Source organism: Pseudomonas helleri (assembly GCF_009600315.1).
In the GTDB taxonomy this organism is placed as follows: domain Bacteria; phylum Pseudomonadota; class Gammaproteobacteria; order Pseudomonadales; family Pseudomonadaceae; genus Aquipseudomonas; species Aquipseudomonas helleri_A.
Window position 1 is genome coordinate 19,167 of the sequence record NZ_WIWC01000014.1, and the last position, 24,306, is coordinate 43,472.

At 57.5% G+C, this 24,306-nt stretch carries 21 protein-coding genes and 1 other RNA gene; 12 read left to right on the forward strand and 10 right to left on the reverse strand.

Annotated features, from left to right (window positions below; translation table 11 throughout):
• Positions 1 to 3: 3 nt before the first annotated feature.
• The 6 genes from GHN86_RS10890 to GHN86_RS10915 all read left to right on the forward strand — a co-directional run bounded on the left by GHN86_RS10890 (position 4) and on the right by GHN86_RS10915 (position 7,772).
• Positions 4 to 522, forward strand: a complete 519-nt coding sequence (locus GHN86_RS10890) for a penicillin-binding protein activator LpoB (protein WP_153382476.1) — start codon at positions 4 to 6, stop codon at positions 520 to 522.
• A 5-nt stretch (positions 523 to 527) separates the two neighbouring features.
• The gene (locus tag GHN86_RS10895; protein ID WP_228389612.1) at positions 528 to 1,895 is read left to right on the forward strand and encodes a PelD GGDEF domain-containing protein; all 1,368 of its coding nucleotides are present in this window, start codon (positions 528 to 530) and stop codon (positions 1,893 to 1,895) included.
• Positions 1,873 to 2,862: a HEAT repeat domain-containing protein gene (locus tag GHN86_RS10900; protein ID WP_153382474.1), complete on the forward strand. Its 990-nt coding sequence runs from the start codon at positions 1,873 to 1,875 to the stop codon at positions 2,860 to 2,862. The genes GHN86_RS10895 and GHN86_RS10900 overlap by 23 nt, the downstream gene beginning before the upstream one ends.
• Positions 2,859 to 4,373 carry a GT4 family glycosyltransferase PelF gene (pelF, locus tag GHN86_RS10905; RefSeq protein WP_153386558.1) on the forward strand — a complete coding sequence of 505 codons (1,515 nt, stop codon included), beginning with the start codon at positions 2,859 to 2,861 and terminating at the stop codon, positions 4,371 to 4,373. The genes GHN86_RS10900 and pelF overlap by 4 nt, the downstream gene beginning before the upstream one ends.
• Positions 4,374 to 5,747, forward strand: a complete 1,374-nt coding sequence (gene pelG, locus GHN86_RS10910) for an exopolysaccharide Pel transporter PelG (protein WP_153382470.1) — start codon at positions 4,374 to 4,376, stop codon at positions 5,745 to 5,747. It abuts the gene before it with no gap.
• A gap of 339 nt (positions 5,748 to 6,086) precedes the next feature.
• On the forward strand, positions 6,087 to 7,772 hold the full coding sequence (locus tag GHN86_RS10915; RefSeq protein WP_153386560.1) for an alpha-keto acid decarboxylase family protein: 1,686 nt from the start codon (positions 6,087 to 6,089) through the stop codon (positions 7,770 to 7,772).
• A gap of 239 nt (positions 7,773 to 8,011) precedes the next feature.
• On the opposite strand, the gene ssrA is transcribed toward GHN86_RS10915, so the two are convergent.
• Both ssrA and GHN86_RS10925 read right to left on the reverse strand, forming a co-directional pair.
• Positions 8,012 to 8,403, reverse strand: a transfer-messenger RNA (tmRNA) gene (gene ssrA, locus GHN86_RS10920).
• A 76-nt stretch (positions 8,404 to 8,479) separates the two neighbouring features.
• Complete coding sequence (locus GHN86_RS10925; RefSeq protein WP_153379631.1) at positions 8,480 to 8,773, reverse strand: hypothetical protein; 294 nt, start codon at positions 8,771 to 8,773, stop codon at positions 8,480 to 8,482.
• 546 nt (positions 8,774 to 9,319) lie between these two features.
• On the opposite strand from GHN86_RS10925, the gene GHN86_RS10930 reads away from it, so the two are divergent.
• Positions 9,320 to 9,670, forward strand: coding sequence for a DUF6124 family protein (locus tag GHN86_RS10930; RefSeq protein ID WP_153379629.1), 351 nt, complete (start codon positions 9,320 to 9,322; stop codon positions 9,668 to 9,670).
• A 56-nt stretch (positions 9,671 to 9,726) separates the two neighbouring features.
• On the opposite strand, the gene GHN86_RS10935 is transcribed toward GHN86_RS10930, so the two are convergent.
• The 5 genes from GHN86_RS10935 to GHN86_RS10955 all read right to left on the reverse strand — a co-directional run bounded on the left by GHN86_RS10935 (position 9,727) and on the right by GHN86_RS10955 (position 17,278).
• Positions 9,727 to 12,525 carry an FAD-binding and (Fe-S)-binding domain-containing protein gene (locus GHN86_RS10935; protein WP_153386562.1) on the reverse strand — a complete coding sequence of 933 codons (2,799 nt, stop codon included), beginning with the start codon at positions 12,523 to 12,525 and terminating at the stop codon, positions 9,727 to 9,729.
• Positions 12,522 to 13,193 carry a LutC/YkgG family protein gene (locus GHN86_RS10940; protein ID WP_153379625.1) on the reverse strand — a complete coding sequence of 224 codons (672 nt, stop codon included), beginning with the start codon at positions 13,191 to 13,193 and terminating at the stop codon, positions 12,522 to 12,524. Before GHN86_RS10940 ends, GHN86_RS10935 begins: the two co-directional genes overlap by 4 nt.
• The gene (locus GHN86_RS10945) at positions 13,190 to 14,650 is read right to left on the reverse strand and encodes a LutB/LldF family L-lactate oxidation iron-sulfur protein (protein WP_153386564.1); all 1,461 of its coding nucleotides are present in this window, start codon (positions 14,648 to 14,650) and stop codon (positions 13,190 to 13,192) included. Before GHN86_RS10945 ends, GHN86_RS10940 begins: the two co-directional genes overlap by 4 nt.
• On the reverse strand, positions 14,647 to 15,471 hold the full coding sequence (locus GHN86_RS10950) for a (Fe-S)-binding protein (RefSeq protein WP_153386566.1): 825 nt from the start codon (positions 15,469 to 15,471) through the stop codon (positions 14,647 to 14,649). The genes GHN86_RS10945 and GHN86_RS10950 overlap by 4 nt, the downstream gene beginning before the upstream one ends.
• A 112-nt stretch (positions 15,472 to 15,583) precedes the next feature.
• Positions 15,584 to 17,278: a lactate permease LctP family transporter gene (locus GHN86_RS10955; protein ID WP_153379619.1), complete on the reverse strand. Its 1,695-nt coding sequence runs from the start codon at positions 17,276 to 17,278 to the stop codon at positions 15,584 to 15,586.
• Positions 17,279 to 17,539: 261 nt separating this feature from the next.
• Here GHN86_RS10955 and GHN86_RS10960 point away from each other — a divergent pair, with 261 nt between their 5' ends.
• Positions 17,540 to 18,307 carry a GntR family transcriptional regulator gene (locus GHN86_RS10960; protein ID WP_153379617.1) on the forward strand — a complete coding sequence of 256 codons (768 nt, stop codon included), beginning with the start codon at positions 17,540 to 17,542 and terminating at the stop codon, positions 18,305 to 18,307.
• A 168-nt stretch (positions 18,308 to 18,475) separates the two neighbouring features.
• Here the strand turns inward: GHN86_RS10960 and smpB are convergent, their stop codons facing one another.
• Positions 18,476 to 18,958, reverse strand: a complete 483-nt coding sequence (gene smpB / locus GHN86_RS10965) for an SsrA-binding protein SmpB (protein WP_016783457.1) — start codon at positions 18,956 to 18,958, stop codon at positions 18,476 to 18,478.
• 140 nt (positions 18,959 to 19,098) lie between these two features.
• Between smpB and GHN86_RS10970 the strand changes: the two genes are divergently transcribed.
• The 3 genes from GHN86_RS10970 to GHN86_RS10980 are packed head-to-tail and all read left to right on the forward strand — an operon-like array spanning position 19,099 to position 21,254.
• On the forward strand, positions 19,099 to 20,502 hold the full coding sequence (locus GHN86_RS10970; RefSeq protein ID WP_153386568.1) for a sodium-dependent transporter: 1,404 nt from the start codon (positions 19,099 to 19,101) through the stop codon (positions 20,500 to 20,502).
• Between the two features lie 7 nt (positions 20,503 to 20,509).
• Entirely contained in the window at positions 20,510 to 20,944 is a 435-nt protein-coding gene (locus GHN86_RS10975; protein WP_122783722.1) for a type II toxin-antitoxin system RatA family toxin, read from the forward strand.
• Positions 20,937 to 21,254, forward strand: coding sequence for an RnfH family protein (locus GHN86_RS10980; RefSeq protein WP_153379613.1), 318 nt, complete (start codon positions 20,937 to 20,939; stop codon positions 21,252 to 21,254). Before GHN86_RS10975 ends, GHN86_RS10980 begins: the two co-directional genes overlap by 8 nt.
• 60 nt (positions 21,255 to 21,314) lie before the next feature.
• On the opposite strand, the gene GHN86_RS10985 is transcribed toward GHN86_RS10980, so the two are convergent.
• The gene (locus GHN86_RS10985; protein ID WP_153386570.1) at positions 21,315 to 21,845 is read right to left on the reverse strand and encodes an outer membrane protein assembly factor BamE; all 531 of its coding nucleotides are present in this window, start codon (positions 21,843 to 21,845) and stop codon (positions 21,315 to 21,317) included.
• Positions 21,846 to 21,943: 98 nt separating this feature from the next.
• Here GHN86_RS10985 and fur point away from each other — a divergent pair, with 98 nt between their 5' ends.
• Positions 21,944 to 22,357, forward strand: a complete 414-nt coding sequence (gene fur, locus GHN86_RS10990) for a ferric iron uptake transcriptional regulator (protein ID WP_153379608.1) — start codon at positions 21,944 to 21,946, stop codon at positions 22,355 to 22,357.
• Between the two features lie 95 nt (positions 22,358 to 22,452).
• Here fur and recN read toward each other — a convergent pair whose 3' ends face one another.
• Positions 22,453 to 24,135, reverse strand: a complete 1,683-nt coding sequence (gene recN / locus GHN86_RS10995; protein ID WP_153379606.1) for a DNA repair protein RecN — start codon at positions 24,133 to 24,135, stop codon at positions 22,453 to 22,455.
• Positions 24,136 to 24,306 lie beyond the last annotated feature (171 nt).

Genomic DNA, 24,306 nt, shown 5'->3' on the forward strand with positions numbered 1-24,306 from the left:
CCGATGCAAGTAATTCGTAATTTGGGTTTGGCCATGGCCGTCCTGTTCGTCGCCGGCTGCGCCAGCTTCACCAACGATGCCAGCCCGAAACTGTCGCGCGATGCGCAGTGGGGCATTGTGCCAATGGTCAACTATTCGCAGACCCCGCAGGCCGGTGAGCGCAGCGAGCAGATTTTGCTCAGTGTGCTCAGCGAGCACGGCCTGCGTCCTCAGGTTTACCCGGCCAGCACTCAGGGCGAGCAAGCCTTGATGGATGACAGCGAGCGTTTGGCCGTGGCCCTCGATTGGGCGCGTCAGCAAAAGCTTGATTATGTGGTCGCCGGTAGCGTTGAAGAGTGGCAATACAAGAACGGTCTGGACGGTGAGCCGGCGGTAGGTATCAGCCTGCGTGTGCTCGAAGCCCGTACCGGTCAAGTGCTCTGGAGCAAAAGCGGCGCGCGCGCCGGTTGGTCCCGTGAAAGCCTCGCGGGTACTGCTCAAACGGTGCTCGATAAACTTGTTGGCGCCCTTCGATTCGAGTGAATGCAATGAACTCTCCACACATGGATTACAGCCTGGCGCCACGCGCCAGCGGCCCGGTGTCTTGGCTGGAAACGATATTGGTGACGGGTTTGGCCATCGGCCTCGGGCTGTGGTTAACGCCTGAAGACCCGTTGCAGATGCACGCGGGTTTCCCTTGGCCGATTCTGGCGCCGCTGCTGGTAGGTGTGCGTTACGGTTTTGTACGCGGTCTGGTCAGTGCCGCTTTGTTGGTGTTGGCGGTGTTGGTCCTGCGCTATCGGGGGCTTGAAGGTTACGCCGAGCTGGAACCGTCGTTTATCGTCGGCGTTCTGGTCTGCGGCATGCTGGTGGGCGAGGTTCGCGACTTGTGGATGCGCCGCCTTGAGCGGCTGCAAATGGCCAACGAATATCGTCAGTACCGTCTGGACGAGTTCACTCGCGCTCACCAAATCCTGCGGGTTTCCCACGATTTACTGGAACAACGCGTAGCCGGTAGCGACCAGAGCCTGCGCAGTTCCTTATTGGGCTTGCGCGCAAACCTGCGCTTGCTGCCGGACGCGGGCGATGCACTGAGCGCGCTGGCAGAGCCGATCGTGGCAATACTGGGTCAGTACGGCGCCTTGCGCATGGCCGGGTTGTACCGTGTTGACGAGCGTGAAGAGAATGTCTTGCCAGAGCCCTTGGCAATGATCGGCGTGATGGGACCGCTGGGCACCGAAGACGGTCTGGTCAAATTGTGCCTTGAGCGCGGCGAGCTGGTCAGCGTGCGTCAGGAGCTGATCGATTCGGGTAATTACTCGCAGTTTTCATCCTTGCAGGCGTGCATTCCGTTGATCGACGCCGAGGGTCGCTTGCTGGCGATTCTGGCGGTCAGACAGATGCCTTTTTTCGCCTTTCAGGACCGTACCCTGAGCCTGTTGGCGCTGCTGGGCGGACACATTGCCGACTTGATGCGCCGTGATCCGCACGTGCTGCAACTGCCTGACGCCGATGCCCAGCAATTCACCTTGCAACTCAAACGATCGCTGATGGACGTTGAGCAACACACACTGCCTGCCGGGCTGTTTGCGTTTGAGTTGACCCGTCACAACGATGAACTGACGCGACTGCTTGAGCGCAGCCAGCGGGGTCTGGACCTGCACCTGCCGGTGCGTAACAACCGTGATAACCATCTGCTGCTGGTGCTGTTGCCGTTGACCAGCCCACAAGGCACCGAAGGTTATCTGGCGCGCATCAATGTGTTGTTGCATGAGCACTTCGGGATTGAGAGTGACATGCAAAGTCTGGGCGTGCGGGTCTTGCCTTTTAATCTGGAGCCTGGCTGTGATCGCAACGGGCTGCGTAACTTCCTGTTCAACGAGTGTGGCCTGAATGATCAGCAAGTGGCTGTTTAGCGGGGCTTTGTTACTGGAGGCGGGCAGTTGGGCCAGTTTGTGGCTTGAGGCGCCTCAGTTACAACAATTGCTGGTGTTCACCCTCAGCCATGGGTTGGCGTGTGTATTGCTGTGCGCAGCGGTATGGCTGTTATTGCCGGAACGCTACCGTATGCCGTTGCCGTGGAGCCCGCTGTTTATTTTCAGCCTGGCCTTCTTTGTGCCGGTCATCGGCACTATTGGGGTGGTCGCAGCGATATTCCCCGCGCTTTACCTGCCGCGCAAACGTAATAAGCAAGCCTGGCAAGCTGTCGGAATTCCGAGCCTGCCGTTTCGCGCGCAGTTGCAGCACCACTCACCCATTTTTGCCGATGGCGGTTTGCAGGACGTGCTGCGTCACGCGCCGGACCCGGATCAGCGGCTGGCTGCATTGCTGGCAACCCGGCGCATGCCCGGCAAGGATGCGGTGCCGATCCTCAAGCTGGCGCTGGGCGATCCCAGCGATGACGTGCGGCTGCTGGCGTACTCCATGCTCGACAAGCAGGAAAGCGACATCAACTCACACATTCAGAATGCACTGGGTGAGTTGTCCGGTGTGACGGCCAAAAGCGCAGGTGCGCTGCATGCCACGCTGGCGCGTTGGTATTGGGAGCTGGCGTACCTTGGCCTGGCGCAAGGCAGTGTGCTGGAGCACGTACTTAATCAGGCCAGTGAACATGCCGAAAAAGGCTTACAAGCGGGCGAGGGCGGTGAGCTGTATTTATTGGCCGGGCGCATTGCGCTGGAGCGAGGGGATGTCGAACGCGCCGAAGTGCTGTTGCATCAGGCTCAGGAGAACGGCATGGGCGCTGCTCAGGTGCTGCCCTTTCACGCGGAGCTGGCATTCGAGGCCGGTCGTTACCATGAAATCCCCCAATTGCTCGCCAAACTTCCCGAGAAAACCCGTCAGCGTCCCCGTTTTGCCGAGCTGGTGAGGAGTTGGACATGAACCACAAGGAAGAGGCCGTGACGGCCGACATCTGTCTGCTGCTCGAAGGCACTTGGCCGTACGTGCGTGGCGGAGTATCGAGCTGGATTCATCAAATGATTCTCGGTTTGCCGGATTTAACCTTTTCGGTGATGTTCATCGGCGGGCAACGTTCGGCGTATTCAGAGCGTCGATACGAAGTGCCGTCGAATGTCGTCCACATCGAAGAGGTGTTTCTCGAAGACGCAACGCGTCTGACCCAAATGCGGGGTGAACCCCGCAAGGCCGATCAGCAGCAGCTTGAAGATTTGTACCGCTTCCTGCATCACCCGGATGCGCCCGCCCGCCCATTGGGCGAGCGCATGCTCGAACGCATGGCGCAGGGCCACATGACCCTTGACGACGTATTGCGCAGCCGCGCCAGTTGGGAGGTGTTGAGCGAGGGTTATCGGCAGCATTGTGCCGACCCGTCCTTCGTCAACTATTTCTGGACACTGCGCTCGATGCAATCGCCGTTGCTGATGCTCGCCGAGGCATCGCGCAACATGCCCCGTGCGCGAGTGCTGCATTCGATTTCCACCGGTTACGCCGGGTTCCTGGGCTGCATTCTCAAACAGCGCTGGAACTGCACCTATCTGCTGAGCGAGCATGGGATTTACACCAAAGAGCGCAAGATCGACCTGGCCCAGGCCAGCTGGATCGCCGAGAGCTCCGGTCAAGCGCTGAACAGCAGCCTGGACGCCGGTTCTGGTTACATCCGTACGTTGTGGGTGCGCTTCTTCGAGCGCATTGGCCAACTGACCTACAACAGCGCCGATAACATCATCGCGTTGTACGACGGCAACCGTCAGCGGCAGATCAAAGACGGCGCTGACCCCGCCCGCACGCAGATCATTCCCAACGGCATCGACCTTCCTCAATGGACCGCAGCCCTGCAAGCCCGAGCCCCGGGCATCAATCCGGTGGTAGGCCTGATTGGGCGAGTGGTGCCGATCAAAGACGTCAAAACGTTCCTGCGGGCGATGCGTGGTGTGATCAGCGCTATGCCTGAGGCGGAGGGCTGGATTGTAGGGCCCGAAGAAGAAGACCCGGAATATGTCAGCGAATGCCGCAGCCTGATGGCCAGTCTGGGTCTGGAGGGCAAAGTGCATTTCCTTGGCTTCCAGCGCATTCAGGACATCCTGCCCCAGTTGGGGTTGATGGTACTGACCTCGATCAGTGAAGCGCAGCCGCTGGTGATACTCGAAGCCTGGGCCGCGGGTACGCCGGTGGTTTCCAGTGACGTGGGTTCATGCCGAGAACTGATCGAAGGCGCCAACGCTGAGGATCGCGACCTTGGGCTTGCCGGTAACGTGGTGGCCATTGCTGACCCACAGGCCACGTCTGCCGCCATTCTTGAGCTGCTACGCAACCCGCAACGCTGGAAGGCCGCACAGGCCAGCGGCTTGCTGCGAGTCACTCGTTATTACACCGAAGCCTTGATGCTGCAGCGTTATCGCGACTTGTATAAAGCTGCCATGGAGAACAGTTAAATGGCCGGTATTGGCTTCGAACTGCGCAAAATCCTTTCGCGCGACTCCTACACGGCGACCTTGCACGCTTACGTGTATGCCGGCTTGATCAGCTCCGGTCCGTGGGTGTTATCGATCATCAGCGTCATGTTGGTGGGGATTATCAGCCTGGGCTTGTTGTTGCCCAACGTTCTGGTTGGACAGTTTCTGGTCACGGTGACCTACCTGATGGCCACCTCGCTGATCCTCACCGGGGGCTTGCAACTGTTCTTCACCCGGTTCGTGTCGGACCGCTTGTTTGAGAAAAAATACGATCAGATTCTGCCCAACCTGCTGGGCATTTTGCTGCTCGTCACCATCGCGGCCGGTGTACTGGGCATCATCGTGCTGGGCTTGCTGTTCGACCAGCCGCTGATCTATCGGGTGCTGGTGCTGTCGAATTTTGTGGTGCTGTGCAACTTGTGGCTGGTGATCATCTTCCTCTCGGGGATGAAAGCCTATAACCGCATTTTGCTGGTCATGCTGGTGGGCTACACGCTGATGGTAGCGAGCGCGTACCTGCTCAGCTTCCTGCAGATGCCGGGCCTGTTGCTGGCCTTGTTGATCGGGCACAGCACGCTGCTGTTCCTGTTTCTCTACGACATCTTGCGCGAATACCGTGCGGAAAAACTCATCGCCTTCGACTTCCTCCAGCGTCGCCAGGTCTTTCTCAGCCTGCTGGCCACCGGCTTCTTCTACAACTGCGGCATCTGGATCGACAAGTTTCTGTTCTGGTTCAACCCTGGCACCTCCCACGCCATCGTGGGCCCATTGCGCGCCTCGATCCTCTACGACCTGCCGATCTTCCTCGCCTACCTGGCGATCATCCCCGGCATGGCGGTGTTCCTGGTGCGCATTGAAACCGACTTCGCCGAATGGTACGACCGGTTGTTCCGGGCCATTCGCGACGGCGAAACGTTGCAGCATATTGGTCAGTTGAAAACCGAGATGACCTTGTCGATTCGCCAGGGCCTGCTGGAAATTTGCAAAGTGCAGGGGCTTACGGTGGTGCTGCTGTTCCTGTTCGCCCCGCGCTTGCTCGAATGGCTGGGCATCTCCAGCTACTACCTGCCACTGTTCTACATCGATCTGATCGGCGTCAGCATTCAGGTGGTATTCATGGCGCTGCTCAACGTGTTCTTCTACCTCGACAAACGCACCGTGGTGCTTGAACTGTGCGTACTGTTTGCGGTGTTGAACGGCGCATTGACGCTACTGAGCATGTACCTGGGCCCAAGCTTCTTCGGTTACGGCTTCACCCTCTCGCTGCTGATTTGCGTCTTGTTGGGGTTGCACAGACTGAGCACGGCACTACAGGATTTGGAGTACGACACCTTTATGCTTTCATCGCGGTGACGGGGTGGGCGGGCGGAACGGTGCAGGGGAGTGTCAGACCGTTCCAATCGCCGCTGACCGCAGCGCACAGGACGTTCCACTATTGCTGTTCTAGAGACTGGAAATAGCTGGCCTTGGTTGAGTCTGGCAGGAGGGGGCGGATTCTCCTTGGGCAAAGCGAAGTCAGGCAAGGAATGGCCGAGGTCGCGCACGATTTTGCGGGTGGTTAATGAGCAGATTTCTAGCCACTGGCCGCAGCTTGACACCCCTCTTTTTAGACCTACTCTCTGAAAGCCAATCATTCGATGGCTTCTCAAATCCCAGCGTGGGGTTATCGTCCTGCCCCCAAGAGAGCAGTCAATGTATACAGTCGGAAGTTATTTAGCCGCACGCCTTTCGCAAATCGGTCTCAAACACCATTTCGCGGTGGCGGGTGACTATAACCTCGCACTACTCGACCAGCTACTGAGCAACAAAGACATGGTTCAGGTCTATTGCTCCAATGAGCTGAACTGCGGTTTCAGCGCTGAAGGTTATGCGCGGGCAAACGGTGCGGCAGCTGCGGTAGTGACCTACAACGTCGGTGCTATATCAGCGTTTGATGCACTTGCAGGCGCCTACGCGGAAAACCTGCCCGTGATCCTGATCTCGGGCGCACCCAACAGCAATGACAATGGTTCGCAGCACATACTCCACCACACCATCGGCACGCATGATTTTACCTACCAACTCGAAATGGCAAAGCGCATCACCTGTGCTGCAGTATCGATTACTTCGGCTATCGATGCGCCAGCACTGATCGATCACGCCATTCGCTCGGCATTAAGAGCGAGAAAGCCTGCCTATATTGAGATCGCCTGCAATCTCTCGAATCAACCTTGCGCCGCTCCTGGCCCCATAAGTGCAGTCTTGTGTCCGGAGCCCAGTGACGCTGAGACGCTGGAAGCGGCGGTCAGCGCTGCGGCTGCGTTCATGGCAAGCAAACAAAAACCGGTGATATTGATCGGTAGCAAATTGCGCGCTGCAGGCGCCGAGAGTGCAGCGGTAGACCTTGCCAATGCCCTTGGTTGTGCAGTAGTCGTCATGGCCGCCGCCAAAAGTTTTTTCCCCGAGGATCACCCGCAATTTGCCGGCATTTATTGGGGTGAGGTGAGTTCGCCGGGAGCGCGCGAGATCGTCGATTGGGCCGATGGCGTGGTCGCAATCGGGACAGTGCTAAATGACTACGCAACAGTGGGTTGGACAGCTATACCTGCTGGCGCAAACGTGCTCAACGCCGACATCGAGCGCGCCTATTTCGAAGGTCACGATTTCGGTCGCATCCACCTGCGCGATTTTCTTTCGGCATTGGCCAAGAAGGTCGTGAAACGTGATTCAACCAGAGTCGAGTATGAGCGCCAGCGACCACAGCCGACTGTCCAAAAGGCAGCAGACCCCAGCGCCAGGCTTATGCGTGCGGAAATTGTGCGGCAGTTGGGCCCGATGGTTAATGCCCAGACGACCGTCTTTGCTGAAACTGGCGATTCGTGGTTCAACGGGATGAAACTGGCCTTACCTGGCGGCGCGCGTTTTGAGATTGAAATGCAATGGGGGCATATCGGTTGGTCGGTGCCATCTTCCTTTGGGTATGCGGTCGGCGCGCCCAAGCGGCGCGTCATAACACTTGTCGGCGACGGGTCATTCCAGCTGACAGCGCAGGAAGTGGCGCAAATGATCCGACGCAAGCTACCTGTGATCATTTTCTTGATCAATAACAGTGGCTATACGATTGAGGTCGAAATCCACGACGGCCCCTATAACAATATTAAGAATTGGGACTACGCGGGTCTCATTGATGCCTTCAATGCAAAAGATGGTAAAGGTCGGGGCCTTCGAGCCACCACAGGCGGCGAACTGGCGAAGGCCATTGAGACAGCGCTCGCCAACAGTGACGGACCTACTCTGATCGAATGCGTCATAGAACGGGACGACTGCTCGCCCGAATTGCTGTCTTGGGGCCATCAGGTTGCGATTGCAAACGCCCGTCCACCCATGCCTGACCGCTGAGATACACAGCGTTTGTGCGCGTCGTCATAGCGAACTTGCGTAGTCGACGTATGCAAAGCCCCACGCTGCAAAAAAGAGCAATCCATTGCCTACATAGTGGCTACGAGTCGAGTAGCCCTATGTAGGTTGTGGCGAACAGGCCCTGGGATCAGGTGGGAAAACGCGGGCAATAAAAAAGCCGTAAAGCTTCGATTTCTCTAGGCTTTACGGCTTTTCTGGGTCTTCCCGGGAAGACAAATTGGTGGAGCCGGGGGGATTTGAACCCCCGTCCGCCAGTACTCCGCTGTCGGTACTACATGCTTAGCCGTATCTATTAAGTTAACCCTCAGCGACCCGAAGGGCAGGGTGCTTTGGGCGAGTTGTGTAAGTTTTAGCCGCTTCGTCCACAACGTACTGCACGGCGATCCTGTTCTATATGACAATCACTTCAGGTTTACAGGCATCCCCTAGTGATTGCTGGACCCGAAGGTACCAGGAGGATGGCTAAGGCAGCTTACGCTGCGAGAGCTTGACCCTCGTAGGTTTCGTCATTGGCAACTATAGAAAGTTGCAACAGTGGATTTACGAGTTCTGTTACCAACTCGGCATGCACCTAGAGTTTCGCAACCGGCGTCGAATCCTAAACGGCCCCAGTGCTTGCTGTATGTAACCAGCAAGCTGCGCAGTCTACGCCTAACCCATGCTAAAGGGCAACCTTGTAGAAGGTTTTAGCCTTGACCACCTTTGTTGATATTTTGAAGCTTTTGAAGCACTTGGCTGGTCACGTCAATGCACTCTTTGCTTTTGCCGCTTTCGTGATAAGCCTTGGCCTTGGCAATTTCCTTCTGGAGATTGGTGTCGGTGTTTTCACTCGTTTGACCAGACGTTGCCATTGCATCATTAATCTTTGCCAAATTGATGGCGCACAAATCACCTTTCGCGGGAACATCTGTGGCCGCAAATACCGGAGAAGCCAACATCGCAGCGCAAATGAACAAACCAGCAAATGCGGAACGTTTCATAGGGGAAAACTCCTTGTGCTCATGATAGGCCCGGTTTCTCCAGGCTCGGTTATATGCCCCGGATACGGGGCCTTAAGCCTATTGACTATAGCCGGGATCAGGAGTTCTGCTCTCATTGAGCCATCATTGAGGATTATTTTTTGCGCCCTAAAACAGGGCAAATACTGAGGCCTTTTGCGCAGCCGTTTTCGGCAACGAGGATGAGGGCGAGCCTTAAAATCAGCCGTTTCGTACGACGAGTCGCTTTCCATCTGGTGAAACTTCCGAGAAACTCCCGTTCGCTTGTGCCAGTTCATTTCGGGGCATAGTCTCGGCCCATCGCTGCTCATCAGCGGTCGGGTTTAGTCGCCCGGATTGCCATCTGGCGCATCAGCGCCACCCTCCGTGAGGCGCTTTTTTTCGGCCCCGCGTTATGGTGGCCGTGCGCAGGGCGCCTTTGGGCGCGCCGGTTTCCAGATGCACCGGTCGACTAACCTGCGTACGGCTGCCACCCATTCGTTTAGTCGCGAGCAATGGCAGCTCCTTGAATGCATCTGGAGTTACGACATGAAAAAAATCACCCCCGATCCACCTGTGTTTGCCCCGCAGGCTGCTGCTCCGTGTGTTGCACAGTTATTGGACCGTGCCGCCGCCAATCGCGCCCTTGATTATTACTTGCTCGACTTTAAGCCTCCACGGCAGGTGGCCACGGTCACGTATGCCATTCCCGACAGTGTCGATTTAGAAGCGGCTTTGGCCCAAGCGTCAGACTTGTTGCGCTGCGCGGGTGCTTCGGCCAGTGAGGCGGGGAAGGGTTTGAGCGGGTTGCAGCGCGACCTGGTGTTGTCGGTGACGCATTTGGTGGAGCTGGCCAAGGCGTATGTCGATAAATCGCTGGACGGTTTGATAACGCACTGATGCAGCACGCGCCTGCTTGGCGACAGGCGCGTCAAACCTCTCGATGTGGCAGCCCCTTAACGCGTTACCCGATCCACCAGGTAGACCAGCCCGTGATAATCAATGCCGCCGTGTTGGCTCAGGCCAATCTCACAGGTACGGCTGGTGGAGATGCCTTCGCTGCACTCCTTAACCGCATCTTTCAATGTGCGCAGTGAATGCGCATTCAGTTCCGGCGTGGTGAAGCCTTTATCACCGGCAAAGCCGCAACAATGAATCCCTTCGGGTATGACCACGTGCGTGCTGCACAACCGCGCAATGTCGATCAACGCCTGACTTTCGCCCAGATGCTGGGTGCTGCAGGTGACATGCACGGCAATCGGTGCGGTTTGGGGGGTGAATGTCAACTTATCCACAAGGTGCGTACGAATGAAACGCACCGGGTCGTACAGATCAAGGCGCGATTCACCGAGGTCTTGCACCAAACGCAAGGTGCAGGGGCTGGTGTCGCAATAGATCGGGTCAAGTCCGCCACGGCTGGCGTGCAGCAGGGCGCCGATCAACTCCTGACGTTTGTGCTCAGCTTGCTCGGTGTAGCCTTTGGAGGCGAATGGCTGGCCGCAGCACAAACTGTCCATGTGCTCGGGGAAAACCACTTGGTAACCGGCTTTTTCCAGCAGACCACGGGTTTTGTCCAGCAACGACATTTGCTCTTTGTCGCCCGCCGCCGGGCCCATCACGCGCGACACGCAGGCTGCCAGATACACCACGCGTGGCCGTGCATCTTTAACCGGTGGGGTAAAGCGAATCGCCCGCTCAGGCTGCGGCATGGCATTGGTCCATAACGGCACGCGGCCTTTGCTGGCTTTGGTCAATGCCGACGAGATCTTCGCCAGACGCGGCGCGCCCAACATCATGCGCGCACCATTGGCTACATGCAGGGTGAAGCGTGCACCTTGCAGCGTGGTAGCAAAGTGATTGCCCAGCCAATCGGCGGTTTTGAGGTGACTGGCGTCGCGGGCGCGCAGTTTCTTGACCAACTCCCCTGTATTGATGCCGACCGGGCAGCGCTGGGCGCATAACCCGGTTGCCGCGCAGGTATCAATGCCCTGGTAGGCGTAGGCTTCTTCCAGTTCTCGGGTGTCCACACCGGCGCGCTTTTTCGCCTGAATATCACGCCAGATCACGATGCGCTGGCGCGGGCTGAGGGTCAGCCCTTTGGACGGGCACACCGGCTCGCAGAAACCGCATTCAATGCACTTGTCCACAATCTCGTCCGCCGCTGGCATCGGCTTGAGGTGTTTGAGGTGGATGTGCGGGTCTTCACTGAGCACCACGTCGGGGTTGAGAATGCCTTGCGGGTCAAGCAGGCGTTTGAGTGCCCACATCAATTGGTAGGCGTCGCTGCCCCATTCCAGCTCAACAAAGGGGGCCATGTTGCGCCCGGTGCCGTGTTCGGCCTTGAGCGAACCGCCGAACTCCACGGCCACCAGTTGCGCCACATCGTCCATAAACGCCTGGTAACGGGCCACTTCTTCGGGGTTGTTGAACCCTTGGGTGAAGACAAAGTGCAAATTGCCTTCGAGCGCGTGGCCGAACAGGATCGCTTCGTCATAGTGGTGTTTTTCGAACAGCCCGATCAGGCGATTGACACCGATGGCCAGTTGTTCCACCGGGAAGGTCACGTCTTCGATGATGACGGTCGTACCGGTCTTACGCACCGCGCCGACGGCTGGAAAGGTGTCTTTGCGGATGGCCCACAGCTTGGCGTTTTCTTTCGGGTCTTCAGTGAAGTCGACTTGCTTCTCAACCGGGAAACTGGCCAGTGAGGCCATGATGTGCGCCAGTTGTTCGTGCAATAAGGTCTGAGTGGCGGCGCGGGATTCGATCAGCAGGGCGCAGGCATTGGCCGACAATTGCTGTACGAAAGCCGGCATCCCGGGTTTGTCCTGCACCGAGCGCAGGCTACGCCGGTCCAGCAATTCGACGGCAGACACCGGTTGGCTTTTGAGGACGGTCACGGCGTTGCAGCAGGTTTCGACGTCGGGGAAGACAATCAGTGCCGAGGCTTTGTTCGGGTGATCAATCACAGTGTCGTAAGTCACCGAACTGATAAAACCCAGTGTGCCTTCGGACCCCACCAACAAATGGCTGAGAATATCCAGCGGCTCGTCAAAATCCACAAGGGCGTTGAGTGACAGGCCAGTGGTGTTTTTCAGACGGTATTTATGGCGAATTTTGGCCGCCAGTTCGGCGTTGGCGCGGGTTTCTCGGGCTAACGTCCCAAGCTGATCGAGCAGTGCGCTCTGGCTTTGGCGAAAGGCCGCGACGCTGGCCGCGTCTTCGGTGTCGACACGGGTGCCGTCGGCCAATACCACGCGCATGCCGGCCAGGGTGTGATAGGTGTTTTGCGCCGTACCGCAGCACATGCCGCTGGCATTGTTGGCGACGATGCCGCCGATTTTGCAGGCGTTGATCGAGGCCGGGTCAGGGCCGATCTTGCGTCCAAAGGGCGCCAGCCAGGCATTGGCCTGCGCGCCGATCACGCCAGGTTGCAGGCGGATTTGCGTGCCCTGGCCACGAATTTCTTTGCCGTTCCAGTTGTCGCCCAGCACGATCAGTACGGAGTCACTGATGGCTTGGCCCGACAGGCTGGTGCCTGCGGCACGAAAGGTCACCGACACCTGATCGCGTCGCGCAAGGTGCAGCAGTTCGACCACTTCGTCCTCAGACTCGACGCGAATCACCAGCTTGGGGATCAGCCGATAAAAGCTGGCGTCTGTGCCGAAGGCCAGTGTCGACAGCGCATCGGTAAAGCGGCGGTCTGGCGGGATCAGCCGTTCGGCGTCACGCACAAAGGCAGCGGGCAGGCTCATGCGTCCTCCAGAATCAAAACCACCAGATCTTTCGGGCCGTGGGCGCCGTATGCCAGTACTTGTTCGATGTCGGCGGTTTTCGACGGGCCGGACACCAGCAGTGCATTGGTTGGCATGCCTGCGGTCCAGTTCATCTCCCGTTGCACTTGATAGAAGTTGTCGCGGATTTGACTGGCCTTGAGCAGGGCGAAATGCACCGGCGGAACCAGACTCATCAGGCGCGGTTCTTCGGGTGTCGGCCACAGAATCAGGCTGCCGGTCGCGGCAATAGCGCCCAAGGTGGTGGTCAGGCTGGCCGGGGTGTCGTTGAACAACTCGGCTTTCCATTCTTCGACCGGGCGGTCGTAGGCTTTAAGTGCGGGCAATGCGGGATGTTGCGCCCAGTGCGCGGCGACTTTTTGCCCATGTGGGGTGGTTGGGGCAATCAGCAGGCTGGGCAGTTGCCGGTCGGTAACCAGTTGCGCCAGTAGCGCGGGCCAGTCCTGTTCGGTGCTGAGGTGGATTTCGGTGTGCACCGCTTCCATCAATTTGCGCAGTTGTGGGATGCGCTGCTCGGCGCTGTAAGTCCATGGCTCAGTGACCAGCACTTCGTCAAAGTTGTCCGCCACGGGTGTGGTGCCTGTCAGGCTATTACGCAATTTATTCAGGATATTTTGCTTAGCGCTCATCGCGGGTCTCCCGACTTCTTCGCCAAATGTTCACGGGCCATGTCGTGCAACGAACGGGCGGCGGGTTTAGGTGCGCTGTGGTTTTGCGTCCAAGGGCCGACCTTGCTCGGCGTCAGTGCGCGCAAGCGAGTGGCAGCCTTGAGGAAGACGCGATACAGGGCGGGCGAGCTGTTGAGCTTGGCCCACATGTTCCAGATCAGGCGCTCTTTGCGTGAGTACTTGCTGCCTTGACCGCGCATGATGCGGGGTACGGTGTCGGGCGATTTGACGTTTTCTTCGCGCAGGCGGCGCAGCAGTGCCGGGATCGGAATTTTTACCGGGCACACTTCGCCGCACGCGCCGCACAGTGAGGAAGCGCTTGGGTGATCCGGTACTTTGTTCAGGCCCACCATGTGCGGCGTGATGATGGCGCCAATCGGACCGGGGTAAACCTCGCCGTAGGCATGGCCGCCGATACGGGTGTACACCGGGCAGTGGTTCATGCAGGCGCCGCAGCGAATGCAATTGAGGGTCTGGCGCAATTCGCTGTCGGCAAATGCCTGGCTGCGGCCGTTGTCGAGCAGCACCAGATGCACTTCTTCGGGGCCGTCCAGCTCGCCGGGTTTGCGCGGGCCGGAGATCATATTGACGTAGGTGGTAATCGGCTGGCCGAGGGCTGAGCGGGTCAGCAGTGATACCAGCGGCACGACATCGCGCAGATTTTCGACGACTTTTTCGATGCCGGTGACGGCGATATGCACAGGCGGCACAGTGGTCGACATGCGGCCATTGCCTTCATTCTCGACCAGCAGCAGGGTGCCGGTTTCGGCCACGGCGAAGTTGACACCGGACACGCCGATGTCGGCTTCGAAGAATTTCTGCCGCAGTACACGGCGGCCAATCTGGATCAGTTGGTCGACGTCTTTGGTGTACTCGACGCCGAGTTTTTCGTGAAACAAATCGGCCACTTGCCCGGCGTTCTTGTGGATGGCGGGCATGATGATGTGGGACGGTTTTTCGTTATCGAGCTGAACGATGTACTCGCCCATGTCGGATTCCAGGCATTCAATGCCTTGGGCGCCGAGCACGTGGTTCATCTCCATCTCTTCGCTGACCATCGACTTGCCTTTGATCACCTGTTTGGCGGCGCGGCGACGAGCGATGGACATGACGATTTCATTGGCTTCTTCAACGGTCTCTGCCCAATGCACCTGCACGCCATTGCGGGTCAGGTTAGCTTCCAGTCGCTCCAGCAAGTCGGGCAGTTTGGACAAGGCGCGGGCGCGGATAGCGTTGCCCAGTGCGCGCAAATGCTCGCGCTCATGGGCGTCGCTGAAGGCCACGGCGCGCTTGGTCATCAGAGAGTCCATGGCGCTGCGAAAGTTGTTTCGCAATTGCGGGTCGGCTAACGCCTCATGGGCGCGCTCGCGGAAGTCTTCTTCCACGGCAACGGTAGAAATCAGTGTGCTGGTGCTCATTGCTCACCTCCGGTGCGCTGCCACAGGAAACTGGCCAGATGCTGGCCGCGCAGGGCTTGTTTCTGTTTTTCCAGCGAGCCGTTGATGTTCATCAGGCAGCCGCAGTCAGCGGTCAGCACTTGATGCGCGCCAGTTTCAATCAGGGCGCGGGTCTTGTCGGCGACCATCGCGCCGGAAATATCCGGCATGCGCACGCTGAATGTCCCGCCGAAACCGCAGCATTCACTTTCGTGGCTGTGGTCAATGCGTTCGACATTGCTCAGTTGTGCGAGCATTTCGCGGCCGTGCAGGTGGGTGTTCATTTCGCGGCGGGCCGAGCAGGAGGTGTGCAGCGCGACCTTGACCGGAGCGCCGTGGTCCTTGAATTGCACCTTGCACACAAACAACAGGAATTCGGTGAGTTCAAAGGTGCGTTCAGCCAATACGTGGACCTTTTTCAAGGTCTCGGGCTCGTCTTTGAACAGGTCTTCGTAGTGCTCGCGCAACATGCCGGCGCAGGAACCGGAGGGCACGACCACCGGGTAGTCTTCGGCAAACAGGGCCAGTTGCGAGCGGGCCACTTCCCGAGCCTGTTCGGTGTAACCCGAGGTGTAGGCCGGTTGGCCGCAGCAGCTTTGGCCTTGAGGGTAAACGACTTCAATGCCTTCACGTTCGATCAGGTGAATGGCGTCCATCCCGGCTTCGGGGAAGAACAGGTCGACCACGCAGGTGCCGAACAGATAGACCTTGCGCGGTTTTTGCGCGGGGTAGTGACGGGGGGCAGGCAAGGGCGGGGCGACACGGGTCGCATTCGGCACGGCGTTGTAAAAAAGCTCGCTCATCAGGCGTCTCCGGGTGGTCCCGGTTATATGTCCACGCGAGTGGACCGGGTCGTGAATTACTGACGCCGGGGAGTGCCCCGGCGCCATTAACGTGCAGTAACCATAGTCCTTATCAGTGCACCAGCATGCCGGTAAACCAATAGGCTTGGGCCAGGGTGATCAGGCCGACGATGGTGGCGAAGAACAGGCTGTGCTTGAGGGTGAAGCGGAACAGGTCGGATTCTTTGCCCACCAGGCCAGTGGCCGCACAGGCTACGGCGATGGATTGCGGGGAAATCATCTTGCCGGTCACGCCGCCGCTGGTGTTGGCGGCCACCATCAGGGTGTCGCTGACGCCGATCTGGTGCGCGGTGGTGGCTTGCAACGAACTGAACAGGGCGTTGGATGAGGTGTCCGAGCCGGTCAGGAATACGCCCAACCAGCCGAGGAACGGCGAGAAGAACGGGAACGCAGCGCCAGTACCCGCCAACACCAGTGCCATCGTCGAGGACATGCCGGAGTAGTTGGTGACGAAAGCAAAGGCCAGCACCATGCCGATGGACAGGATCGGCCAACGCAGTTCGTAGAAGGTCTCTTTCAAAGTGGTCAGACCAGTTTTGAAATCGATTTTCAAGATCATCATCGAGATCAGCGCCGAGAAGAAAATCGCCGTGCCGGTGGCCGAAATCGGATCTAGCTTGAACACCGCTGCAATGGCGGTCGGAGCGTTAACGATGGGGGCGGTCTTGATCACCAGTTGATCAAGGTGCGGGATCGCAAAGTTGAATACCCAGCCGTACATCGATCCACCGGGTGAGAACAGTGCCTTGAACGGTTTTAGGGTCCAGATGGTGACCAGTACGGTCAGGATCAGGAACGGCGACCAGGCTTTGAGGATCTGCATCAGGCTGTAAGGCGACGACATCAGGTTGGTCGGTTTGCCAAAGCCTCCTGCGCTGGCGGTCACGATTACGTCAGAGCTGACGCCAGCAATCTGGGCACCTGCGGTGCGTTTTGGCTGCCAGATTTTCAGGAACAGGGTCAGGCTGATCAGGCTGGCCAGCGCCGAGGTGATGTCCGGCAGTTCAGGGCCAATGTAGTTCGAGGTGTAGTATTGAGTGATGGCAAAGCTCAAACCCGCCACCAGCGCTGCGGGCCAGGTTTCACGTACACCACGCAGGCCGTCCATCATGAAGACCAGCCAGAACGGCACGAACAGCGACAACAGCGGCAGTTGGCGACCGGCCATTGCACCGATTTTAAACGCGTCGATGCCGGTCACTTGACCCGCCACGATGATCGGGATGCCCAAGGCACCAAAGGCAACTGGAGCGGTGTTGGCGATCAGGCACAGGCCAGCGGCGTACAGCGGGTTGAAACCCAGGCCTACGAGCAATGCGGCAGTGATGGCGACAGGCGCGCCGAAACCCGCTGCACCTTCAAGGAAGGCACCAAAGCAGAAGCCGATCAGCAGCACTTGCAGGCGTTGGTCGTCAGTGATCGAAAGCACGGAGCTGCGAATAATTTCGAATTGGCCGCTTTTTACGGTCAATTTGTAGAGGAACACCGCGGCCACGATGATCCATGCAATGGGCCAAAGGCCGTAGGCAAATCCATAGCCCGCTGCTGCGATGGCCATGTCGACCGGCATCTGGAAGGCAAAGATGGCCACCAGAATCGACAGGGCAAGGGTAATGCTGCCGGCCACATGCCCTTTGAGACGGAACACGGCCAGTGCCAGGAAGAAAAACACAATCGGAATGACGGCCGCGAGTGCGGACCAGCCAAGACTGCCGAGCGGACTATAGAGCTGTTGCCAGGTTTGCATATGGGGTGGCCCCTAATTGTTATTGGTCAATGCCATCAGTGCTATTGGATAATTGGTAATACCAATTTACAATCACTGTTCGCTAGGTTAGAAGCCTCGTGTGGTGTGTGTCAATTTGCCGCTGCTAAATCTTTCGTCGATATATTCGTTGTCGGCGCATCTGATGCGGTGCGGTGCGGTTTTTCTGATGGGTGTATAAGGCGCGTCAATCGGCGAGAATAGCGGCCCCCCGACGCATGGTTGGGAGGATGGAGAGTAGTTATGGGGTTTGATCAAATCCGTCAGCGCCGTTTGTCGGACGATATTGTCGAGCAGCTTGAGGGCATGATCCTTGAGGGCACCTTGAAGTCGGGCGAGCGTTTGCCGGCTGAGCGTGCGTTAGCTGAACAGTTCGGTGTATCGCGGCCGTCGTTACGTGAGGCGATTCAAAAACTGGCGGCCAAGGGCTTGCTGGTCAGTCGCCAGGGCGGGGGTAACTATGTAGCGACTTCGCTGGGTTCGACGTTCAGCGACCCGTTGTTGCAATTGCTCGAAAGTAACCCTGAAGCGCAGCGAGACCTGCTTGAGTTCCGTCATACGCTGGAGGCGTCGTGCGCGTATTACGCAGCGTTGCGCGCCACGGAGATGGATCGCGAGCGTTTGCGTCTGGCGTTCGAGCGATTGCAGGATTGTTATGCGCGGGTTGATGAAGTGGGCCGGGCCGAGGAGGGTGAGGCGGATGCCAGCTTTCACTTGGCGATTGCCGAAGCCAGTCATAACGCCGTGTTGTTACACACGATTCGCGGGCTATTTGACCTGCTCAAGCGCAACGTGGTGACTAACATTGGCGGCATGTACAAGCAGCGCAGCGAAACGCGCGACATGCTGATCAGTCAGCATCGCGAGTTGTATCTGGCCATTATCGAAGGGCGTGCAGAAGACGCGCGTGAAGTGGCGAGTCGGCATCTGGTGTATGTGCAGGAAGTATTGGAAGAAGTGCGTCAGGAAGTGCAGCGCATGGCGCGGGCAGAGCGGCGTAATGGGCTGTGATTCAATACGTAGCAGCTGCCGAAGGCTGCGTTCGGCGACGTAGTCGTCGTAAAGCCGGTTAGCGAGACCTTAGTGGCAGGTCGCGTTTCTAGCATTTACGATCGCTTCGCGACCGAACGCAGCCTCGCAGGCTCGTCAGCTGCTACGAGGTGCGGGGGCGCTCGGAAACTAGTCTTCCTTACCCTTGTTACGCACCGCGCGTTGTAGCTCGCGATCGGAATCGCGTTCGCGCTCGGTGTGGCGCTTGTCGTATTCCTTCTTGCCTTTACCCAGGGCAATTTCGCACTTGATCAAGTGCTTGCTCCAGTAAAGCGAGAGGCAGACGCAGGCGTAACCCTTTTGCTGCACCGAGGCAAACAGCTTTTCAAGCTCGCGCTTGTTAAGCAGCAGTTTGCGACTGCGCGTAGGGTCGGCGATAACGTGGGTGCTGGCGGTCGTCAGGGGGGCGATATGGCTGCCAAGCAACCATGCTTCTCCGTCCTTGAGCAGCACGTAGCTGTCGACCAGCTGTGCCTTGCCTGCACGCAGACTTTTTACTTCCCAGCCGGCCAGGACCAGACCAGCCTCGAACCGATGTTCGATGAAGTAATCGTGTCGCGCTTTTTTATTCTGCGCGATGGTCCCTGTGGGGTGTTTCTTCTGTTTAGCCATAGGGCCGGCATTATAGGCAGTTGCGAGCGTGTCGGCTACGGTCATGCAACGAGATTACGTGTGCAGGACAGCGCGCTTGAGCCGGTAGGGTGATTCCCGGACAATGCGCCCTCTTTTTTTAGTGGTTGGGCGTAGTAACGATGTCGACAGACAAGGTTTCTGTCCACGGCAGTTGGGCAAGCCGTTGGGTCTTTATTCTCGCTGCGACCGGTTCTGCCGTGGGTTTGGGCAGTATCTGGAAATTCCCTTACATGGTCGGCGTCTATGGTGGCGGCGCCTTTGTGCTGGTGTTCTTGGCCTGTATCGCGCTGATTGGTGTGCCGGTCATGCTGGCCGAAACCTTGATTGGTCGGCGGGCGCAGCTGAGCCCGGCGAATGCCTTGAAGGTGCTGGCGGTCGAGGCCGGGCATTCGGCGCGTTGGTCGTGGGGCGCCTTTGCCGGGATGATCACGGCATTACTGATTTTGTCTTTCTATAGTGTGGTGGGCGGCTGGTCGCTCGATTACATCATCAATATGGGCAAGGGCGATTTTCAGGGCGCGACGGCAGATCAGGTCGGTGCTTACTTCGGGAGTGTGATCGCTGACCCGTGGCGTCTGACGTTCTGGCACACGGCCTTTATGCTGTTGTCGGCGTATGTGATTGCCAAAGGGGTGGTGGCGGGGCTTGAGCGCAGCCTGCGGATCATGATGCCCATTCTGTTTGTGCTGCTGCTGGTGCTGCTGGGTTACAGCATGACCACGGGGCATTTTATGGAAGGCGTGCATTTTATGTTCGACTTCAACCCAGATCGGGTGCTCGATGGTTTGCTCGCAGCCATGGGGCACGCGTTCTTTTCTCTGAGTGTGGGCGTTGGATCGATCATGATCTATGGTGCGTATATGCCCAAGAACGCTTCAATCTCCGGGACTGTGGTCGGTGTGGCGTTGATCGATACGTTTGTCTCATTGCTCGCCGGGCTGGCATTGTTTCCAATTGTTTTTGCTTCGGGATTGAACCCTAGTGAAGGGCCCGGTCTGATGTTTGTGACCTTGCCGTTTGCCTTTGGCAATGTGGCGTTTGGGCAGCTTATGGGCGTGGTGTTCTTTGTGTTGGTGGCCGTGGCGGCCTGGAGCTCGGCAATTTCATTGCTTGAGCCGATGGTGGCTTATCTGGTCGAACGAACCAAGGTTCGACGCTTATGGGTAACGTTCTGGTTGGCGTTCAGTTGCTGGTTTGTGGGGCTGGGCACGGTGTTTTCCTTCAACATCTGGAAACAAGCCAAGTTCTTTGTGAGTGAAGACTCAGGTTTTCACCTGTATCAGTGGGGCGCTGCGAGCGGCCTCGACTTCTTTGGTGTCGTGGATTTCTTCACCTCGCGTATCATGTTGCCTTTGGGCGGGCTGTGCTTTGTGGTCTTTGCAGGCTGGATCATGGGGCGTGGCGCGGTACGCGACGAATTGTCGATGCGCAGCCCGGTGCTGTTCGCCTTGACACTTTTTTTGATGCGCTATGTGGCGCCACTCGGCATTCTGATTGTGTTTGCCGCCCAGCTGTGGAAATAACGCTGACATGACTACCCATATCCAACGCTCTGCTTTGCTGCCTTATCCGGCGCAAGCGCTTTATGACCTGGTTAACGATGTAGAGCATTACCCGGATTTTCTGCCGTGGTGTTCCTCCGTCGAGCTGATCGAAAAGTCTGATGTGCTGATGCGTGCCAGTCTGGGCGTGGCCAAGGCCGGGCTGAGCCAGCACTTTGTAACGCGCAATACCTTGGTGCCGGGACAATCCATTGAAATGAACCTGGAAGAGGGGCCTTTCAAGCAATTGCATGGTCTCTGGGTGTTCAAGCCTTTGGGTGAGAAGGCCTGCAAGATCAGTCTGGACATGACCTTCGATTACGCCGGGCCGCTGGTCAAGGCGACGCTGGGGCCTTTGTTCAATCAGGCGGCCAATACGTTAGTGGATGCGTTTTGTCAGCGAGCCAAACAGCTCTATGGTTGATTCGTTGATTGACGTCGAAGTGGTGTATGCGGCGATTGATCGACAGCGTTTGCTGGCTTTTACCGTTGCGCAGGGAACAAGCGTGCGCGCTGCGTTGCTGGCTTCGGGCATTGGAAATGAGTTTCCTGAGCTTGATCTGACAAGCTGCCCTGTGGGTATCTTTGGTAAGCAGGTGGCGGATCCGCAAAATCAGGTGTTGCAGGCGGGGGAGCGCATCGAGATTTACCGCCCGCTGTTGGCAGACCCAAAAGAAATACGCCGCCAACGGGCCGCTAAAGCGGCCGAAGCCAAGCGTCAGAGTCAGGTGTAAGAGCGTTTTCTCAGGCAACAAAAAGCCCGGCATGCCGGGCTTTTTTGTACCGAACGATAATTATTCGTCGGTATCCAGAGGCTCTGGAGTCGGAACGGGTACCGTTTCGACGCCGTCGACGTCCTTCTGGATTTGATCGAGCAGCGAACCCGGCTTGGCAGGAACTTCGCTCTTCTCTTCAGCAGGCGCGTCAGGCGCTGCCGGCTCAACCACATTGGTGGCGCCGTCCTTGCCGAGAATGGCTTCGTCACGGCTTACGCCTGGCTTGAAGTCGCCTGACAAGCTAACGAGCTGGTCATTTTCGTTGAAGAACACACTGATGCGTTCTTGTTGGCGCTCACCGCCGCCGGGCTGCAGGCTATACAAATAATCCCAGCGATCAGGGTGGAATGTATCGGTCAGCAGGGCGTTGCCCATAATAAACCGCACTTGCCGGCGGGTCATTCCCGGGCGTAACTGGTTTATCATGTCCTGCGTGACGACATTGCCCTGTTGGATGTCGATTTTGTAAACCCCGGGGAATGAACAACCGGCGAGTGCGAGCAGTCCCACAAAGGTGAAACTGGTTAGCAAGAGCTTGGTGTTTTGCATCGGTGGGCGACTTCCACTATCTTGGCTGGGACAACGTAAACGCCGATCATACCCGTATTAATAGAAGCTGCGAAGCGGCTTCCGCGAGAAAGCTAACCATGGTTGAAAATAGCGAACTCCGTAAAGCCGGACTGAAGGTGACTCTGCCACGAGTCAAAATCCTGCAAATGCTTGACTCTGCCGAGCAGCGTCACATGAGCGCCGAGGATGTTTACAAGGCACTCATGACCGCTGGTGAGGACGTAGGACTGGCCACGGTTTACCGTGTACTGACTCAGTTTGAGTCCGCAGGGCTGGTGATTCGCCACAATTTTGATGGCGGTCATGCAGTCTTCGAATTGGCTGATGCCGATGGTGGCCATCACGACCACATGGTCAATGTGGACAGCGGCGAAGTGATCGAATTTTTCGACGAAGACATCGAAAAACTGCAACATGCCATCGCTGCTAAACACGGTGTTGAGCTGGTGGATCACAATCTTGTTTTGTACGTGCGCAAGAAAACAAAATAAGTCTGTAGCGCGAATTTCGGTTCGCGAAACCAACAAAGGCGACCCAAGGGTCGCCTTTGTGCTGTCTGGCTGGCGGCTTTTGCTACCGTTCGTCGCTAAGCTGCAAGAATTTTTGCAGTAACCACCATTTTCTTGGCATGCGCCAACGATTCCTTGGTCAGGTCGATGCCGCCAAGCATGCGTGCAACTTCTTCTATGCGCTCTTTCTTGCTCAGCTTCGACACCGCGGTGCGAGTGGTGTCGCTCTCTCGAACCTTGTGTACAAATAGATGCTGATGGCATTGCGCAGCCACTTGCGGCAAGTGAGTGACGGTGAGCACTTGGCCGCGTTCGCCGAGTCGGCGTAATAGTTGGCCCACGATTTCAGCCGTCGGGCCGCCAATGCCGACGTCAACCTCGTCAAATACCAGGGTCGGCACCCGTGAGGTTTGCGCGGTGATGACCTGGATGGCGAGGCTGATGCGTGACAGCTCGCCACCCGACGCTACTTTAGCCAGCGCTTTAAGAGGCTGGCCGGGGTTGGCACTGACCAGTAACTCTACTTGCTCCAGGCCATGTGGCATCGGGTCAGCGCTGGCCTGCGGCCGCAGCTCGATCAAGAAACGCCCGCCGGGCATGCCCAGTCGCTGAATTTCTTCTTCAACTGCGCTGCTCAGGCAGGTAGCGGCCTGGCCTCGAAGGTTGCTGAGTTCGCGTGCACATTCTTGATAGTGGCGGGTATAGGCAGTCAGTTCGTTGGCCAGACGTTCGATGGACTCATCGTTGGCATTGAGGCTTTCGAGCTCATCCAGCAGTCGTTGTTGTAAAGCGGGCACATCGTTCGGCTGCACGCGATGTTTGCGCGCGAGGGTATAGATGGTGTCGAGGCGCTCTTCCAGATACTGCAACCGTCCCGGATCAGCATCAAAATGATCAAGGAAACGGTTGAGTTCGCCTACGGCTTCTTCGACCTGGATTTGTGCACTGGCCAGCAGGTCAGTGGCTTCGCTCAGTGAGCCGGAGCTGTTGTTGATGCTCGACAGTCGGTTCAGGCTGACCGTCAATGCATTAAGGACGTTACCGGAGTCATTTTCGCTGCACTGTTCAACCACTTGGCGGCAGATCGTGAGCAAGGTTTCGGCATTGGTCAGGTTCTTGTGTTCCTGCTCCAGCTCTTCCAGTTCGTTTTCACCCAACGACAGAGTTTCCAGCTCTTCAAGCTGATAGCTCAATAGCTGATGACGCGCGCGTTGTTCATCGCCAGAGTTGGTGAGGTGTTCGAGTTCCTGTCGCGTTTGGCGCCACCGTTGTGCAGCCAGTTGAACCTGACGGGACAGGTCGGTGGCACCCGCATACTCGTCCAGCAAGCGACGATGGGTGTCAGGTTTCAGCAGCGATTGGTGCTCATGCTGACTGTGAATATCAATCAACAACTCACCCAAGGCTTTCAGGTCGCCTTGAGGGCAGGGCGTGCCGTTGATATAGCTGCGCGAACGCCCTTCGGTCGTGATCACGCGGCGCAGAATGCATGGGCCATCACTTTCCAGGTCTCTGTCGGCAAGCCAGGCACGTGCTTCGGGAATATCTTGCAGGTCGAAGGTGGCAAGGATGTCCGCTTTATCGGCGCCCGGGCGAACTACGCCACTGTCGGCGCGGTCTCCCAATGTGAGGCCTAAGGCATCAAGCATGATCGATTTGCCAGCACCGGTCTCGCCAGTGATTACACTCATCCCGCGATCCAGTTCAAGATCGAGATGTTCAACGATGGCGTAGTTATGAACGGACAGGTGCACCAGCATAGGAGCTGCTCCAAAACGTAATGTCTGGTTATTTATACAGTGTTTTGTTTCGTGCTGACAATGGCTGTGTTTAGTACGATTTGCTTGGGTTTTGTGATTTTTTAGCGCGTTTTGATTTTTGGATGGGGATTGCGGGCAGGACAAAGACGTATTGTTAGTGCGTTGTGGCTC

What these genes read in the sequence shown, in the direction of transcription:
- GHN86_RS10890 (WP_153382476.1), top strand. Translation starts at nt 4, where the DNA reads ATGCAAGTAATTCGTAATTTGGGTTTGGCCATGGCCGTCCTGTTCGTC.
- GHN86_RS10895 (WP_228389612.1), top strand. Translation starts at nt 528, where the DNA reads ATGAACTCTCCACACATGGATTACAGCCTGGCGCCACGCGCCAGCGGC.
- GHN86_RS10900 (WP_153382474.1), top strand. Translation starts at nt 1,873, where the DNA reads ATGATCAGCAAGTGGCTGTTTAGCGGGGCTTTGTTACTGGAGGCGGGC.
- pelF (WP_153386558.1), top strand. Translation starts at nt 2,859, where the DNA reads ATGAACCACAAGGAAGAGGCCGTGACGGCCGACATCTGTCTGCTGCTC.
- pelG (WP_153382470.1), top strand. Translation starts at nt 4,374, where the DNA reads ATGGCCGGTATTGGCTTCGAACTGCGCAAAATCCTTTCGCGCGACTCC.
- GHN86_RS10915 (WP_153386560.1), top strand. Translation starts at nt 6,087, where the DNA reads ATGTATACAGTCGGAAGTTATTTAGCCGCACGCCTTTCGCAAATCGGT.
- GHN86_RS10925 (WP_153379631.1), bottom strand. Translation starts at nt 8,773, where the DNA reads ATGAAACGTTCCGCATTTGCTGGTTTGTTCATTTGCGCTGCGATGTTG.
- GHN86_RS10930 (WP_153379629.1), top strand. Translation starts at nt 9,320, where the DNA reads ATGAAAAAAATCACCCCCGATCCACCTGTGTTTGCCCCGCAGGCTGCT.
- GHN86_RS10935 (WP_153386562.1), bottom strand. Translation starts at nt 12,525, where the DNA reads ATGAGCCTGCCCGCTGCCTTTGTGCGTGACGCCGAACGGCTGATCCCG.
- GHN86_RS10940 (WP_153379625.1), bottom strand. Translation starts at nt 13,193, where the DNA reads ATGAGCGCTAAGCAAAATATCCTGAATAAATTGCGTAATAGCCTGACA.
- GHN86_RS10945 (WP_153386564.1), bottom strand. Translation starts at nt 14,650, where the DNA reads ATGAGCACCAGCACACTGATTTCTACCGTTGCCGTGGAAGAAGACTTC.
- GHN86_RS10950 (WP_153386566.1), bottom strand. Translation starts at nt 15,471, where the DNA reads ATGAGCGAGCTTTTTTACAACGCCGTGCCGAATGCGACCCGTGTCGCC.
- GHN86_RS10955 (WP_153379619.1), bottom strand. Translation starts at nt 17,278, where the DNA reads ATGCAAACCTGGCAACAGCTCTATAGTCCGCTCGGCAGTCTTGGCTGG.
- GHN86_RS10960 (WP_153379617.1), top strand. Translation starts at nt 17,540, where the DNA reads ATGGGGTTTGATCAAATCCGTCAGCGCCGTTTGTCGGACGATATTGTC.
- smpB (WP_016783457.1), bottom strand. Translation starts at nt 18,958, where the DNA reads ATGGCTAAACAGAAGAAACACCCCACAGGGACCATCGCGCAGAATAAA.
- GHN86_RS10970 (WP_153386568.1), top strand. Translation starts at nt 19,099, where the DNA reads ATGTCGACAGACAAGGTTTCTGTCCACGGCAGTTGGGCAAGCCGTTGG.
- GHN86_RS10975 (WP_122783722.1), top strand. Translation starts at nt 20,510, where the DNA reads ATGACTACCCATATCCAACGCTCTGCTTTGCTGCCTTATCCGGCGCAA.
- GHN86_RS10980 (WP_153379613.1), top strand. Translation starts at nt 20,937, where the DNA reads ATGGTTGATTCGTTGATTGACGTCGAAGTGGTGTATGCGGCGATTGAT.
- GHN86_RS10985 (WP_153386570.1), bottom strand. Translation starts at nt 21,845, where the DNA reads ATGCAAAACACCAAGCTCTTGCTAACCAGTTTCACCTTTGTGGGACTG.
- fur (WP_153379608.1), top strand. Translation starts at nt 21,944, where the DNA reads ATGGTTGAAAATAGCGAACTCCGTAAAGCCGGACTGAAGGTGACTCTG.
- recN (WP_153379606.1), bottom strand. Translation starts at nt 24,135, where the DNA reads ATGCTGGTGCACCTGTCCGTTCATAACTACGCCATCGTTGAACATCTC.